This is a genomic window from Kitasatospora sp. NPDC059803, assembly GCF_042732255.1.
Lineage (GTDB): Bacteria > Actinomycetota > Actinomycetes > Streptomycetales > Streptomycetaceae > Kitasatospora.
Genome location: NZ_JBHWIJ010000146.1, coordinates 4,506 through 19,743, shown reverse-complemented (window position 1 = coordinate 19,743; position 15,238 = coordinate 4,506). Strand labels below are relative to the sequence as shown.

The 15,238-nt window shown below is 69.4% G+C and carries 14 protein-coding genes; 3 read left to right on the top strand and 11 right to left on the bottom strand.

Annotated elements, in window-relative coordinates; all coding sequences use genetic code 11:
- Positions 1-453: 453 nt before the first annotated feature.
- From ACFV6I_RS22625 to ACFV6I_RS22585, 9 genes are all read right to left on the bottom strand, one after another.
- Positions 454-2,733, bottom strand: coding sequence for a hypothetical protein (locus ACFV6I_RS22625; RefSeq protein ID WP_380427293.1), 2,280 nt, complete (start codon positions 2,731-2,733; stop codon positions 454-456).
- A 90-nt stretch (positions 2,734-2,823) separates the two neighbouring features.
- A complete protein-coding gene (locus tag ACFV6I_RS22620) occupies positions 2,824-3,204 on the bottom strand; it encodes a metal-sulfur cluster assembly factor (protein WP_279634938.1) in 381 nt (126 codons plus the stop codon).
- A gap of 21 nt (positions 3,205-3,225) precedes the next feature.
- Entirely contained in the window at positions 3,226-3,678 is a 453-nt protein-coding gene (gene sufU / locus ACFV6I_RS22615) for a Fe-S cluster assembly sulfur transfer protein SufU (RefSeq protein WP_063349529.1), read from the bottom strand.
- Between the two features lie 16 nt (positions 3,679-3,694).
- A complete protein-coding gene (locus tag ACFV6I_RS22610) occupies positions 3,695-4,954 on the bottom strand; it encodes a cysteine desulfurase (RefSeq protein WP_063349528.1) in 1,260 nt (419 codons plus the stop codon).
- Positions 4,951-5,715 (bottom strand): Fe-S cluster assembly ATPase SufC, encoded by a 765-nt coding sequence (gene sufC, locus ACFV6I_RS22605; protein WP_063349527.1) that lies wholly within the window; start codon positions 5,713-5,715, stop codon positions 4,951-4,953. Before sufC ends, ACFV6I_RS22610 begins: the two co-directional genes overlap by 4 nt.
- Before the next feature lie 6 nt (positions 5,716-5,721).
- Positions 5,722-6,039, bottom strand: a complete 318-nt coding sequence (locus tag ACFV6I_RS22600) for a bifunctional 3-phenylpropionate/cinnamic acid dioxygenase ferredoxin subunit (RefSeq protein WP_063349526.1) — start codon at positions 6,037-6,039, stop codon at positions 5,722-5,724.
- Positions 6,040-6,044: 5 nt separating this feature from the next.
- On the bottom strand, positions 6,045-7,277 hold the full coding sequence (gene sufD, locus ACFV6I_RS22595; protein ID WP_363368927.1) for a Fe-S cluster assembly protein SufD: 1,233 nt from the start codon (positions 7,275-7,277) through the stop codon (positions 6,045-6,047).
- 64 nt (positions 7,278-7,341) lie between these two features.
- Entirely contained in the window at positions 7,342-8,757 is a 1,416-nt protein-coding gene (sufB, locus tag ACFV6I_RS22590; RefSeq protein ID WP_363368925.1) for a Fe-S cluster assembly protein SufB, read from the bottom strand.
- Between the two features lie 9 nt (positions 8,758-8,766).
- On the bottom strand, positions 8,767-9,609 hold the full coding sequence (locus ACFV6I_RS22585; RefSeq protein WP_107452933.1) for a metalloregulator ArsR/SmtB family transcription factor: 843 nt from the start codon (positions 9,607-9,609) through the stop codon (positions 8,767-8,769).
- Between the two features lie 164 nt (positions 9,610-9,773).
- On the opposite strand from ACFV6I_RS22585, the gene ACFV6I_RS22580 reads away from it, so the two are divergent.
- Both ACFV6I_RS22580 and ACFV6I_RS22575 read left to right on the top strand, forming a co-directional pair.
- Positions 9,774-10,700 (top strand): ABC transporter ATP-binding protein, encoded by a 927-nt coding sequence (locus ACFV6I_RS22580; protein ID WP_063349523.1) that lies wholly within the window; start codon positions 9,774-9,776, stop codon positions 10,698-10,700.
- A 50-nt stretch (positions 10,701-10,750) separates the two neighbouring features.
- Complete coding sequence (locus ACFV6I_RS22575; RefSeq protein ID WP_063351445.1) at positions 10,751-11,470, top strand: ABC transporter permease; 720 nt, start codon at positions 10,751-10,753, stop codon at positions 11,468-11,470.
- 105 nt (positions 11,471-11,575) lie between these two features.
- Here ACFV6I_RS22575 and ACFV6I_RS22570 read toward each other — a convergent pair whose 3' ends face one another.
- Together ACFV6I_RS22570 and ACFV6I_RS22565 are read right to left on the bottom strand one after the other, a co-directional pair.
- Positions 11,576-12,286 carry an LAETG motif-containing sortase-dependent surface protein gene (locus ACFV6I_RS22570; protein WP_380427291.1) on the bottom strand — a complete coding sequence of 237 codons (711 nt, stop codon included), beginning with the start codon at positions 12,284-12,286 and terminating at the stop codon, positions 11,576-11,578.
- Positions 12,287-12,587: 301 nt separating this feature from the next.
- The gene (locus ACFV6I_RS22565) at positions 12,588-13,940 is read right to left on the bottom strand and encodes a choice-of-anchor A family protein (protein ID WP_380427289.1); all 1,353 of its coding nucleotides are present in this window, start codon (positions 13,938-13,940) and stop codon (positions 12,588-12,590) included.
- Between the two features lie 235 nt (positions 13,941-14,175).
- Here ACFV6I_RS22565 and ACFV6I_RS22560 point away from each other — a divergent pair, with 235 nt between their 5' ends.
- Positions 14,176-15,147, top strand: a complete 972-nt coding sequence (locus tag ACFV6I_RS22560) for a heme A synthase (RefSeq protein ID WP_380427287.1) — start codon at positions 14,176-14,178, stop codon at positions 15,145-15,147.
- Positions 15,148-15,238 lie beyond the last annotated feature (91 nt).

Below are 15,238 nucleotides of genomic sequence, written 5' to 3'. Positions count from 1 at the left end.
ACCCCGCGCGCGCCCCTTAAAACCCATTTCTCCGCGGGGCGCGCGCCGTCACCGCGAACGGTCCTCACCCTCGCCGCGGAAGTCCTCCACCTTCGGTAGGCCTCGCCCCAACGAGTACTCGAGCACGACGGCCGATCGAGACCCGACCAACAGCCTCACAGAAGGCTGTGAACAGCTGTACCCGGTGCGCAGCGCTGGTGCCTCGCAGCGCCGCAAGCAGGCCAAAACAGAGGACCACGGCGATGAGCACCGGGGCCGCCAAGGCGACCAGAGCCAGCGGTGTCAGATTCATTTAGTGCTCTCCTAGCACTCCGTCAAAGGACCTGGTGTGCCTCCGACCGATCGGAAGCACACCAGGCCTCGCAGTGCAGAGGCGATCCCTCACCCGCGGCATGATGCATCGAGCGAGGTCAGAGGCCGTTGCCTGGAATTCCAGGCTGGACGCTGCGGACCTCAGCGCCGGTGACCGCGCTCAGGATCGCGGGCGTTCTCGGATCGGAACGGCTTGAACCATTCTTCCGGCTGCAGATAGGCAATGCCCATCTGGTGATGCAGCGAACTGCGAGGGTCCGCCACTGAGCTGAGCCAGGGATCGTAGAGGAAGAGGACGTCGTGATCCTCGAAAAGAAGGTCGGAGCAGGTCCGCCAGTCGTAGTCTTCTTCGTCAGCCGGGATTCCCGCCGTGATCTCGGCAACGAAGTCCGGCTCGTCCAGGGTCATCGATGATGCGTACTGGAGACAGAGGTGCAGTGCCATCTCCTCACCGGTACAGCGTGGCGACGGCAGCCGACCGCCCCGGATGTCGTCGGCGAGATCATCGAAACAGCGCACGAATTGCCGCCGCCACGCCCCGTCCATCCGCCACGTCTGGGACGGCAACTCGTCCAGGACGAAGTACCACTCACCGTCGATCTCGACCGGACAGTCACCCGCTTCCCGCACACTCTCGTTAACCATGTCACCGAGGATCTCGAGCTGGGCGAGAAGTACTGCCAAGGTGCGCCGAGTGGGACTCCAAGGAGTGTCATCCTCCTCGTCCCACTCCCTGTCATACCAGCTCCGCCCTTTTTCCGGCTGGTCATAGACACCTGGCTTGTGGAAGTACGCGTGTGCCTCTTCGTCTCCGGCCTCGGCCGCGAGTCGGAACCACTCGTCAGCTTCGTCATACTTGTACTGGAAGACGAAGTGATTGCCCATGAGCCTCATGGCGACCTCGTCCCCCAGATCAACTGCCCGCTGCAGCACCCCTCGCGCAGCCTCGGGATCGCTCGGGCGGAGGATCTCTGCCAGCCCGCGCATGGCACCGAGATCACCTGCGTCGACCAGCGGAAGCAGCGCGTCCTCTGAAACGGACGGCAAGTCGTTCATGTAGGCGGCCAGCGCGATGTTGAACCGGTCTCCGGCGTTCACGGCAAGGCCGAGGGCGGTTCGCCAGATCGGATCCGGCACCAAGGACGGCCCAACACCGCGCTCGCGCAGCGTCGCATCGACCAGATAGTCGAACGGACGGACCCCTGGTCCGTCGGGCAGGAGCGGTGCCGTCACGCCGTACCGCACCTCCGTTGCCCACCGAACAGCGGCTTCAGAGCTCTCCGGAGCCAGAAGCGCCTTGTTGCTCCCGGGAAGGTAGATCTCATGGACTTGCTCCAGGACGTCCAGTCGCAGCGGCATGGGCGCACCCGCAAGGGCGAGACCAATAGCGCTCTGCACCAGAGCGGCTCCCCGTGGATTGCCGCTCACCCGAGATGCCTGGGCCAATTCACGCCAGATTTCCGGGCCTGCGGCGAGGTACTCCGCAATTCCATGGTCAGCCACATGTCCAAGAGCATCCTCCAGCCGACTGTCGGGGACGATCACCAGTTGCTCGCGCACCCGCGCAAGCTCGGCCTCGGACCACAGCCGTTCGACACTGAACTCCACGCAGGACCTCAGAATGTCCAGACCAGTACCACTCTCCACATGCTGTTGGCGGAATGCCAACCTCATGGTGGCGAAAACAACCAATCCAGCCCGACGCAGCGCCCGGAGGCCGTTCATGTCGAGGCCGGGCGGTGGAAGGTACTTCTCAAGGTTGTCGAGCCAGAGAACTCGTGGAGTCCCAGTGGGACCCAGCCGAGTACGGGGCAAGCTACGGATCAGGTCAGCGAGTTCCAGGGAGCCGCTCGGTACGAGCAACTGAGCGTCGGGGAGTACCGCTAGAAGGGCTTCGTACCCCATGCGCGTCTTGCCGGTCGTCGAGTCCCCGCTGAGAAGGATCATCCCTCCGGTGGCCGCCGCCTCCCCAAGTGCCGCACGGACCCGAACATCGATGTCCCGTCCGATGTAGGCAGGGAAGTCCGATCCGAGATCTCCAGCGCGGGCCCGGTGTACACCGAGCTCCCACAGTTCGAAGTCCCGAACCGTTACGGTTTCACCTCGGGGCGCTTGCGGAGGCTCTTCCTGGGCCGCGCGGTAGAGCCGCTCCCAGTCACGCTCATCGCTGAAGCGACCACGTACCCCGGCTATCTTGTCCAACACGAGAAGCAGTGTCCTAAGGGCGTTCAGGCCCTCCGGCAACCCTTTCCCTCTGCGCCAGGCGCTGACGGTCGACCTCTTGAGCTCGACACCGCCACGGATGGTTGCACTTGTCGCGACGATAGTCTTCAACGGCGGCCGGCCGGCCTGCACAATTGCGGCGTCGATCCGGGCCGCGAAGCTCGCCCGGGCGGCTCCGGGTGAATGCCAGTTCTCCACCGGGCCACCATACAAAGTCCGGCCAACAACCAAGGCCGGACTGCTTCCAGTACAACGGAGCAGTCCGGCCCAAGCGAGAAGCGCGAGCCGTCAGACGTTGAAGCCCAGGGCGCGGAGCTGGTCGCGGCCGTCGTCGGTGATCTTGTCGGGGCCCCACGGCGGCATCCAGACCCAGTTGATGCGCAGGTCCTGGACCAGGCCGTCGGTGGCGGTCTTGGCCTGGTCCTCGATGACGTCGGTCAGCGGGCAGGCCGCCGAGGTGAGCGTCATGTCGATGGTGGCCACGTCGGACTCGTCGATGTGGATGCCGTAGATCAGGCCCAGGTTGACGACGTCGATGCCCAGTTCGGGGTCAACGACGTCCATCAGGGCCTCGGTCAGGTCCTCCACGGACACGGTGCCGGCGGTGGTGCCGACGATGACGACGCCGTTCGGCTGCTCCTCCGCAGCGGAGGGGGTTTCGTCACTCATTGTTCTGTCCTCCTCTGCGGGTCAGTCGTTCACGGCGGGGTGCTGGGCGAGCGCCTGGGCGGTGGCGTCCTTCCAGGCCATCCAGCTGAGCAGGGCGCACTTGACCCGGGCGGGGTACTTGGAGACGCCGGCGAACGCGACCGCGTCCTCCAGCACCTCCTCGTCGCCCTCGCCCTGGCCCTTGCTCTGCATCAGCTCCAGGAAGGCCTCCTGGACGGTCTGCGCCTCGCCGACGGTCTTGCCCACGACCAGGTCGTTCAGCACCGAGGCGCTGGCCTGGCTGATCGAGCAGCCCTGGGACTCGTACGAGACGTCGGCGACGGTCGAGCCGTCGAGCCGCACCCGCAGGGTGATCTCGTCACCGCAGGTCGGGTTGACGTGGTGCACCTCGGCGTCGCCGTCCCGCAGCCCCTTGCCGTGGGGGTTGCGGTAGTGGTCCAGGATGATGTCCTGGTACATCGAGTCGAGCTTCATGTCCTGCCCAGTCCCGTCAGCCGAAGAAGTTCCGGACGTGGTGCAGGCCGTCGATCAGCGCGTCGACCTCGCCCGGCGTCGAGTACAGGTAGAACGACGCCCGCGTGGTCGCCGGAATTCCGTACCGCAGGCAGACCGGCCGCGCGCAGTGGTGGCCGACGCGCACGGCGATGCCCTGCTCGTCCAGCACCTGGCCCACGTCGTGCGGGTGGATGTCGCCGAGGGTGAAGGAGATCGCGGCGCCGCGGTCGACGGCCGTGCGCGGGCCGATGATCCGCAGGTCCGGGACCTCCAGCAGGCGCTCGACCGCGTACGCGGTGATCGCGTGCTCGTGCGCGGCGATCTTCTCCATGCCGATGTCCGACAGGTAGTCGATGGCCGCACCGAGCCCGACCGCCTGGGCGATCGGCGGGGTGCCGGCCTCGAACTTGTGCGGCGCCGGGGCGTAGGTGGACGAGCCCATGGTGACGGTCTCGATCATCTCGCCGCCGCCGAGGAACGGCGGGAGGTCCTCCAGCAGCTCCTGGCGGCCCCAGAGCACGCCGATGCCGGTCGGGGCGAGCATCTTGTGACCGGTGAAGGCGACGAAGTCGGCTTCCAGCGCCTGGACGTCCAGCACCATGTGCGGGGCGGCCTGCGAGGCGTCGATGACGACCAGCGCGCCGACCGACTGGGCCTTGCGGACGATCGTCTCGACCGGGTTGACGGTGCCGAGCAGGTTGGAGACCAGGGTGAAGGAGACCACCTTGGTCTTCTCGGTGATCAGCTCGTCGATGTTGGAGAGGTCGAGCCGGCCCTCGTCGGTGAGCCCGAACCACTTCAGCTTCGCGCCGGTGCGCTGCGACAGCAGCTGCCACGGAACGATGTTGGAGTGGTGCTCCATCTCCGTGATGACGATCTCGGAGTCGGCGTCCACCCGGTACGGCTCGTCGGCCCAACCGAGCATGTTGGCAACGAGGTTGAGCGACTCGGAGGCGTTCTTGGTGAAGATCACCTCGTTGCGGCTGGGCGCGTTGACGAAGGCCGCGACCTTGTCCCGCGCGCCCTCGTAGAGCGCCGTGGCCTCTTCGGCGAGCACGTGCACGCCGCGGTGGACGTTGGCGTTGTGCCGCTCGTAGTAGGCGGTCAGGGCTTCCAGCACCTGGCGCGGCTTCTGCGAGGTGGCCGCGTTGTCCAGGTAGACGAGCGGCTTCTCCTCGTGCAGCACGCGCTGCAGGATGGGGAAGTCCTTGCGGATCGCGTCGGTGTCGAGCAGACCCGTGAACGGATGCGTCACGCGGACGCGCCCCCCTTCACATACGCCTCGTAGCCCTCGTTCTCCAGCTTGTCGGCCAGCTCGGCACCGCCGGACTCGACGATGCGGCCGCCCGCGAAGACGTGGACGTAGTCGGGCTTGATGTACCGCAGGATGCGGGTGTAGTGGGTCACCAGCAGGGTGCCGACCTCGCCGGTCGAGCGGACCCGGTTGATGCCCTCGGAGACGATCCGCAGCGCGTCGACGTCCAGGCCGGAGTCGGTCTCGTCGAGGATCGCGATCTTCGGCTTGAGGAGCTCCAGCTGGAGGATCTCGTGGCGCTTCTTCTCGCCGCCGGAGAAGCCCTCGTTGACGTTGCGCTCGGCGAAGGCCGGGTCCATCTGGAGGGCGGCCATCGCCTCCTTGACCTCCTTCACCCACAGACGCAGCTTGGGGGCCTCGCCGCGGACGGCGGTGGCGGCGGTGCGCAGGAAGTTGCTCACCGAGACGCCGGGGACCTCGACGGGGTACTGCATGGCCAGGAAGACGCCGGCCTTGGCGCGCTCGTCGACGGACATCTCCAGGACGTCCTCGCCGTCCAGCAGCACCGAGCCGCCGGTGACGGTGTACTTGGGGTGGCCGGCGAGCGAGTAGGCCAGGGTGGACTTGCCGGAGCCGTTCGGACCCATGATCGCGTGGGTCTCGCCCTGCTTCACGGTCAGGTCGACGCCCTTGAGGATCTCGCGCGGGCCGTTCTCGGCCTCGACGGAGACGTGCAGGTCGCGGATTTCAAGCGTTGCCATGGGTACTCAGGACTCCTGGTTGACGGAGACGAGCACATCGTCCCCTTCGATCTTTACGGGGTAGACAGCGACCGGCTTGGTGGCGGGCAGGCCGGAGGGCTTGCCGGTGCGCAGGTCGAAGCTGGAGCCGTGCAGCCAGCACTCGATCATGCAGTCCTCGACCTCGCCCTCGGAGAGCGAGACGTTCGCGTGCGAGCAGGTGTCGTTGATCGCGAACACCCCCTCGTCGGTGCGGACGACGGAGACCGGCACGCCGTTGAGGTCCACGCGCTTGGGCACGTCCTCCTGGAGGTCGCTCAGCGCGCAGGCACGGAGGAAGGTCATCTGGATCAGACCGCCGCTTCCAGCTCGGCCTCGATCTTCTCCATCAGCTGGTCCTGGATCTCGGCGACGCCGATCTGCTGGACGAGTTCGGCGAAGAAGCCGCGGACCACCAGGCGGCGGGCCTCGTCGGCCGGGATGCCGCGGGACCGCAGGTAGAACAGCTGCTCGTCGTCGAAGCGGCCGGTCGCGGAGGCGTGGCCGGCGCCGACGATCTCGCCGGTCTCGATCTCCAGGTTGGGGATCGAGTCGACCCGGGCGCCGTCGGTGAGCACCAGGTTGCGGTTGAGCTCGTAGGTGTCGGTGCCCTCGGCGGCGGCGCGGATCAGCACGTCGCCGACCCAGACGGCGTGGGCGTCCTGGCCCTGCAGCGCGCCCTTGTAGACCACGTTGGAGCGGCAGTGCGGGGTGTCGTGGTCGATGACCAGACGGTGCTCCAGGTGCTGGCCGGCGTCGGCGAAGTAGAGGCCGAACAGCTCGGCCTCGCCGCCGGGCGCGGCGTAGTTGACCCGCGGGTGGATCCGGACGACGTCGCCGCCGAAGGTGACGACCACGGACTTCAGCGAGGCGTCCCGGCCGACCAGCGCGGTCTGCTGGGCGACGTGGACGGCGTTGCGGTCCCAGTCCTGGACGGAGACGAAGGTGAGCTTGGCGCCGTCGCCGACGAGCAGTTCGACGTTGGCGGCCCGGGTGCCGGTACCGGTGTGGTTGATCACCACGACGGCCTCGGCGAACGGCTTGACGTCGACCACCACGTGGGCGAAGCGGGTGCCGCCCTCGCCGTGCACGTCGATCTTGACCGGCTCGGTGAGCACCGCGTCCTGGGGGACGGTGACGACGAGCGCCTGCTCGAAGGCGCTGAACGCCTGCGCGGCGACCCGGTCGACGGGCTTGCCGGCCTTGCCCAGGCGGGCGTCGTCGCGGCCGACGGTCTCGGCGGTGACGCCGTCCGGCAGGCTCAGCTCGACCTTGTCCTCGCCCTTGGCCGCCTCGGCGGCGGTGCCGTCGTGCAGGCCGCCCAGGCGGTGCATCGGGGTGAACCGCCAGTCCTCCTCGCGGCCGGTGGGCACCGGGAAGTCGCCGACCTCGAACGAGGGCTTGACGGCGACCCGGGCGTCGATCGGCTGCTGGACGGTGGCGCGGCCGGTGCCGGGGCCGGCGAGCTGGGCGCCGGCGCCGGCGGTGCCGACCTCGATCGACCCGGCGGTGGTGGAGCCGGTGGTGGTGTTGACGTCAGCCATGGCTGTCGTAGTGCTCTCTTCCTCGAAAAGCTCGAAAAGTCGGTGGGCGGTCAGCGGCTGGACGTCAGCCGACCGCGCCCTCCATCTGCAGCTCGATCAGCCGGTTGAGCTCCAGCGCGTACTCCATCGGCAGCTCGCGCGCGATCGGCTCGACGAAGCCGCGGACGATCATCGCCATCGCCTCGAACTCGGTCATGCCCCGGCTCATCAGGTAGAACAGCTGGTCCTCGCTGACCTTGGAGACCGTCGCCTCGTGGCCCATGGACACGTCGTCCTCGCGGACGTCCACGTACGGGTAGGTGTCCGAGCGGGAGATGGTGTCCACCAGCAGCGCGTCGCACAGCACGTTGGACTTGGCGCCCTTGGAACCCTCGCCGATCTCGATCAGACCGCGGTAGGAGGTCCGGCCGCCGCCGCGCGCCACCGACTTGGAGACGATGTTGGAGGAGGTGTTCGGCGCCATGTGCACCATCTTGGCGCCGGCGTCCTGGTGCTGGCCCTCGCCCGCGAAGGCGATCGACAGGGTCTCGCCCTTGGCGTGCTCGCCCATCAGGTAGACGGCCGGGTACTTCATGGTGACCTTGGAGCCGATGTTGCCGTCGACCCACTCCATGGTCGCGCCCTCGTACGCCACGGCGCGCTTGGTGACCAGGTTGTAGACGTTGTTCGACCAGTTCTGGATGGTCGTGTAGCGGCAGCGGCCGCCCTTCTTGACGATGATCTCCACGACCGCGGAGTGCAGCGAGTCGGAGGAATAGATCGGCGCGGTGCAGCCCTCGACGTAGTGGACGTACGCGTCCTCGTCGACGATGATCAGCGTCCGCTCGAACTGGCCCATGTTCTCGGTGTTGATCCGGAAGTAGGCCTGGAGCGGGATGTCGACGTGGACGCCCTTGGGCACGTAGATGAACGAGCCGCCGGACCACACCGCCGTGTTCAGCGCGGCGAACTTGTTGTCGCCGGCCGGGATGACGGTGCCGAAGTACTCCTTGAAGACCTCCGGGTGCTCGCGCAGCGCGGTGTCGGTGTCCAGGAACAGGACGCCCTGCTCCTCCAGGTCCTCACGGATCTGGTGGTAGACGACCTCGGACTCGTACTGGGCGGCGACACCGGCGACCAGGCGCTGCTTCTCGGCCTCCGGGATGCCCAGCCTGTCGTAGGTGGCCTTGATGTCCGCGGGCAGGTCCTCCCAGGACTCGGCCTGCTTCTCGGTGGAGCGGACGAAGTACTTGATGTTGTCGAAGTCGATGCCGGAGAGGTCGGAGCCCCAGGTCGGCATGGGCTTCTTGCCGAACAGCTTCAGGCCCTTGAGACGCAGGTTCAGCATCCACTCGGACTCGTTCTTCTTCGCGGAGATGTCGCGGACGACCTCCTCGCTGAGCCCGCGCTTGGCCGCGGCACCGGCGGTGTCCGGGTCGGCCCAGCCGTACTCGTAGGTGCCCAGGCCCTCGAGCTCGGGGTGCGAAACGGTGTCAGTCATGCGAGCTTCCTAACGCGCGGACGCTGAATCTTCGGTGGACGTACCGGCAGTCGGCACTGCATCGGAGCCGCGGCCCGCGGAACGCCGGGCAGGCGACGATGCGGCACCGGGTGCCGGCACATAGGTGGTGCAGACCCCGTCGCCGTGGGCGATGGTGGCCAGCCGTTGCACATGGGTGCCCAGCAGCTGCGAGAAGACCTCGGTCTCCGCCTCGCAGAGCTGCGGGAACTGCTCGGCGATGTGCGCGACCGGGCAGTGGTGCTGGCAGAGCTGGGCGCCCGCCGGGGCCTTCGCCACGGCCGGCGGGACCCGCCGCACCGTGGCAGCGTACCCGTCCGCGCTCAGCGCCTGGGCGAGCGCCTCGGTGCGCTCCCCCGCCTCGGCCAGCCGCAGGAGCTCCAGGTACTTCTCGCCCTGCTTGCCGAACCGGGCCCGGGCGAAGGCGGCGACCGCCTCCTCGCCCGCCTTGCCGCCGCCGACCGAGTCGGAGATCCAGCGCAGCGCGTCGGCGGCGAGCTGGTCGTACGCCTGGTAGAAGGCGTCTCGGCCGCCGTCGGTGAGGGCGAAGACCTTGGCCGGGCGGCCCCGGCCACGGCTGCCGTAGACCCGCTGCTCGCGGGACTCGACCAGGCCGGCGGCGGCCAGCCCGTCCAGGTGGCGGCGGACGGCGGCGGCGGTGAGGCCGAGCCGGCTCGCCAGGTCGGCGGCGGAGGAGGGGCCGTGGTCGAGGATCGACCGGGCGACCCGGTCCCGGGTGGCGCGGTGGCCCTCCAGCAGCACCTCGGCCGCCGTCACGGGCACGTCGCACCCGGGGGCCGACTCGGCCTCCTGGGGCGTGGCGTGCTCGCGCATGTTTTTCACAACACCAGTGTTGCGTAATTACTTCCGACAGGACAAGCCGTGATGCAGGCCTCACTCGTGTCATCTGTCACGCAGGTAAGCCTTACCTGACCTGCGAAAACGATCATCGAGGGCGCCGTCCGGGCCCGGCGTCGGGGCCTCTTACACTCGCCGGTATGCACTCCGAACCCGCGGTGAAGATCGCCGGGCTGGTCAAGCACTACGGCGACAAGCCCGCGGTGGACGGCCTCGACCTCACCATCGCACGCGGCGCGATCACCGCCGTCCTCGGCCCCAACGGCGCCGGCAAGACCACCACCATCGAGACCTGCGAGGGCTACCGCCGCCCCGACGCCGGCACCGTCCGCGTCCTCGGCCTCGACCCGGTCGCCCAGAACGCCGCGCTGCGCCCCCGGATCGGCGTCATGCTCCAATCGGGCGGCGTGTACGCGGGCGCGCGCGCCGTCGAGATGCTGCGCCACACCGCCGCGCTGCACGCCCACCCGCTGGACGTCGACGCGCTGGTCGAGCGGCTCGGCCTCGGCTCCTGCGGCCGCACCGCCTACCGGCGCCTGTCCGGCGGCCAGCAGCAGCGGCTCGCCCTGGCCATGGCCGTGGTCGGCCGCCCCGAGCTGGTCTTCCTGGACGAGCCCACCGCCGGCCTCGACCCGCAGGCCCGGCGCGCCACCTGGGAGCTGGTCCGCGACCTGCGCCGGGACGGCGTCACCGTGGTCGTCACCACCCACCACATGGACGAGGCCGAACAGCTCGCCGACCAGGTCGCCGTCATCGACCGCGGCCGGGTGATCGCCACCGGAAGCCCCGAGGAGCTGTGCCGCGGCGGCGCCGAGAACGCCCTGCGCTTCGACGGCCCGCCCGGGCTCGACCTCGGCCCGCTGCTGAAGGAACTGCCCGAGGGCGCCGCCGCCACCGAGACCACCCCCGGCAGCTACCGCGTCGAGGCGCCCGTCGACCCGCAGCTGGTGGCCACCGTCACCGGCTGGTGCGCGGCCTCCGGAGTCCTGCCCGAACGGCTGTCCGTCCAGCGCCGCAGCCTCGAAGACGTCTTCCTCGACCTGACCGGACGGGACCTGCGCTCGTGAGTACCACCACCGACTACTCCCCCAAGCCCGGCGCGGCCCCGGTCGGCCGGATGCTGCTCGCCCAGACCGCCTTCGAGACCAGGATGCTGCTGCGCAACGGTGAGCAGCTGCTGCTCACCGTGGTCATCCCGACCGTGCTGCTGGTGCTGTTCTCGGCCGTGGACATCGTCGCGGTGGACGGCCCCGGCAAGCGGGTCGACTTCCTGGCCCCCGGCCTGCTCGCGCTGGCCGTGATGTCCACCGCCTTCACCGGGCAGGCCATCGCCACCGGCTTCGAGCGCCGCTACGGCGTGCTGAAGCGGCTCGGCGCCAGCCCGCTCCCGCGCTGGGCACTGCTGACCGCCAAGACCGGCTGCGTGCTGGTCACCGAGGCGCTGCAGGTCGCGCTGCTGTCGGTGATCGCACTGGCGCTCGGCTGGTCCCCGCAGGGCAACCCGCTGACGGTCGTCGCGCTGCTGGTGCTCGGCACCGCGGCCTTCTCCGGCCTCGGCCTGCTGATGGCCGGCACGCTCAAGGCGGAGGCCACACTGGCCGCCGCCAACCTGGTGTTCATCCTGCTGCTGCTGGCCGGCGGGGTGATCGTGCCGCTGAGCAAGTTCCCCTCGGCCGTGCAGTCGGTGCTGGAGCTGCTGCCGATCTCCGCGCTCTCGGACGGCCTGCGGTCGGTCCTCCAGCACGGCGCCGGGGTGCCCTGGTCCGACCTCGGCATCCTGGCCGGCTGGGCCGTCCTCGGGCTGGCCGCCGCGGCCCGCTTCTTCCGCTGGGAGTAGCCCCCGGCCCCGCACGTGAACCGCCCCGTGCATGAGGCCGCCCCACACGGGAACCGCCCCCCGGCCGCTTCGGCCGGGGGGCGGTCTCACGTCACCGACGGAACGTCAGCTCTGGCTGCCGCGACGCTTGCGGGCCAGCAGGACGAGCGCGCCACCGACCAGCAGCACGCCGCCGCCGGCCGCCGCGATCATCGGGGTGGCGTCGTTGCTACCGGTCTGGGCGAGCGCCGGGCCACTGGTGGTGGGCGTCGGGACCGGGGTCACAGTCGGGGTCGGGGTCGCGGTCTTGCTCGCGGTGGGCGAGGCCGACGGGGTCGGGGTCTTGGTGGGCGTCGGCGTGGGAGTCGGCGTCGGAGTCGTGGTCTGCGACGGCGTCGGGGTGGGTGTCGGGGTCGGGGTCTTGGTGGGCGTGGGGGTGGGAGTCGGCGTCGGAGTCGGCGTGTGGCACGGCTCGATCGTCTTGGTCTCGTTGATGTTCCAGCCCTTTTCGTTGGGGGTCTCCGTCGTGTTCACCACGAGGTTCGCCTTGACGGGGGCTGTGTGGTCCTTCACCGGGAAGGTGCCGTGGAACTCCGCGGGGAAGGCCTTGGCGTCCAGGACCTTCTCGCCGTCGATGGTGAGGCTGACGGTGTTCTTCACGTCGGGCTTGGGGCTGTAGTTGATCAGATCGATCACGATCTTGTCGCAGGTCACCGACCAACTCGGCACGTGCGCCGAGGCGTTGGTTGCCAGCGCCAGAGGCAGGAGAATTCCGGCCGCCGCCGTCCCGGCGAGTGCCGCCGCGCCGATCCGCATGTGCCGCTGCTGTCGCGCCATTTACGCTGTTCCCCTCAGAACGGTCTTGCGCAGCAGGCGTGTTGAAGGTTTCGCGGTGGCCCGCTACGACTGTCCGGGGGACTCTACCGGCACTCCCGCACCTCTCCACACCCCGCCGTACGACCGAATTTCGTCTGTTGGTCCGTCGTCTGATGTGTATGACCAGCCCATCACAGCTGCCACCTCGCGGAACGCGGATTCGGCAAACTTGAATGAACTTCGTCACCTGACTGAAATACGTGCGCCCCCGGTGATCAGGTTCAATCACCGAGGGCGCAGCACCGGTCGACCGGCGAAACCATCAGGCCTTCTTGGCCGCCCGACGCCGGGTGACGACCACGATCGCGCCACCGGCCGCGAGCACCACCGCGCCGCCGATCGCCAGCGGCACGACGGGCCCGGAGCCGGTGTGCGCGAGGTTGCCGCCCGCGTTCGCCTGGGCGGACGGGCTCGCCGAGGCCGAGGCCGAGGCGGCCGGCACACCCGCCGAGGCGGTGGCCGACGGGCTGGCCGAGGCACCCGCGCTCGGCTTGCCGCTCACCGGGGCGGAGGGCGTGGCCGAGGGGCTCGCCGAGGTCCCGGGGGTGGCCGAGGTGCCGGGCGTACCGGGCGTGGTGGAGGCCGACGGCGTCCCGCTCGGCACCACCGGCGGCACGGTGGGCGTGGTGGGCGTGGTGGACGGCGTCGGGACGACGACACCGGGCAGGCAGCCGGCGAACGGGTAGTGGTGCGTCTCCGCGCCGCCCTTGCCGGTCAGCGAGGCTGCGATGACCGAACCGTTGACCGGGCCGCCGCTGCCGAGGTCGAAGGCGGCGTTGGGCGCCAGCACGGTGCCGGCCCAGGCGGCCTTGCTGCTCTTGACCACCTTGGTCGCGGTGGGGAAGTTCCACAGCAGCTTGGCGCGGATCGCCCCGCCGGCCGCGCTCTGCAGCTTGTCGTCCAGGACGAAGGACGCCTTGGCCTCGTCCCACAGGTGGAAGCCGGTGGTCCCGGCGGCCGCCATGTCGTACGAGCCGCCGGTCACGTTGATGACGGTCACCGAGCCGGCCGGCACCTTAAGGAAGACGTCCTTGGCGCCCTGGAGCTTCGCGGCGTCGACGGTGAAGCTGTTGTACTTCGCGTCGCCGCCGGTGAACGTGAGCTCGGCGCCCTTGGCCTGGACGGTGGCACCGGCGGTCTGCGGCGCGGCGGCCAGCGCTGTGGAGGCGGCGCGCAGCTTGGCGAACTCGGCCTTGAAGTCGATCGGGGAGGCGCCCTGGGCGATGGCGCCCTGGTGGGCCTGGACGACGGCGCCGTCGGCCTTGGAGCCGTAGACGCCGTTGCCCTTCATCACCTGGGTGTTGTGGCCGGTGATGCGGCCGGCGACCACCAGCGCGTTCTTGCCGGGCAGGGCGTCGACCTCGGCGGGGGTTAGCTCCTGGCCGACCGAGAAGCCGCCGGTGAAGTCGGCGTTGCCGCCCACCGCGACGGCGCCCTCGGCGTCGGGGGTGTGGGTGTCGTCGCCCTCGATGAACTCGCCGTAGAGGTTGGCGACCCCGAGGCTGCGGCACTCCTGGCCGGGGTCGGCGGCGTGGGCGGCGGCGGGGGCGATCAGGCCGGCCAGTGCGAGCGAGCCGCCGACTGCGAGCGCGGCGGCGGACGTGGGTATGCGCATGTGCAGGTCTCCGCTTGTGCGGGAGGAGTGGGAGAGGTCCGAAAAAAGGTATGGACCAATCCGCACTCTTTCGGCCTCACAGGTGATTGGTCAAGACCAATGACCGCCTTGACCGAAGAGTCCGGTTTGTACCCACCCGACCCCGGGTAACCCCCGACCCCGGGTAACCCCCGCGCCCGGGTCACGCTCGCGCCCCGCCCCAAGATCCCCTGTAAGGCCGCCTACGATTGGCCCCGTGCCTAATCCCTTCTCCCTGCTCGCCGACCGCTGGCAGCCGTCCGCCGTGATGGTCCGGCGCGCCGCGTTCGCCGCGCTGGTGATGAGCGTGGTGATCGTCGTCACCGGCGGCGCCGTCCGCCTCACCGCCTCCGGCCTCGGCTGTACGACGTGGCCCCGCTGCACCGCCGACAGCCTGACCCCGACCGCCGAGATGGGCTTCCACGGCGTCGTCGAGTTCACCAACCGGATGCTCACCTACGTACTGAGCGCCGCCGTCGGCTGGGCCATCCTGGCCGCCCGCTGCCACCGCCCCTGGCGGCACAGCATGACCAAGCTCGGCTGGGCGCAGTTCTGGCTGGTGATGAGCAACGCCGTGCTCGGCGGCATCACCGTGCTGACCGGCCTGAACCCCTACACCGTCGCACTGCACATGATCGCCGCGATGGCGCTGGTCTGGGTTGCCCTGCTGATGTGGGAGCGCTCCAAGGAGGGCGACGGAGCCCCGAAGCTCAGCGTGGCCCGCCCCATCCACCAGCTCTCCTACGTGCTGGTCCTGGTCATCGGCCTGCTGGTCGCAGCCGGCACCCTGGTCACCGGCGCCGGCCACCACCCGGGCACGCCGAAGGACAACAAGATCGTCCCCCGGATCCCGATCGACTACGACAGGCTGGCCCAGTTCCACGCCGACCTCGCGTTCGTGTCGGTCGGCCTGACCATCGCGATGATCTTCGTCTTCGCCGCCATCAAGGCCCCCCCGGCGGCGAAGGCCCGCACCAAGGAACTGCTGGCGGTCCTGCTCCTCCAAGGCGTCCTCGGCTTCATCCAGTACTTCACCGACGCCCCCGAGCTGATGGTCGGCCTCCACATGCTCGGCGCCACCCTCACCTGGATCGCCGCCCTCCGCATCCCCCTCGCCCTGCGCACCCGCGAGGTAGAAGCGGCCCCCGACCAGCTGCCCGCACAGACCCCGCAGGCTGCCACCGTCTGAGCATCGTGGCGGGGGGCCGCCCGACGGCTGGGGGGGGGGGGCCTTCTTCAAAATATCTGCCGCCGCGCTCTCGCTCTCGAAGCGGTGGGTG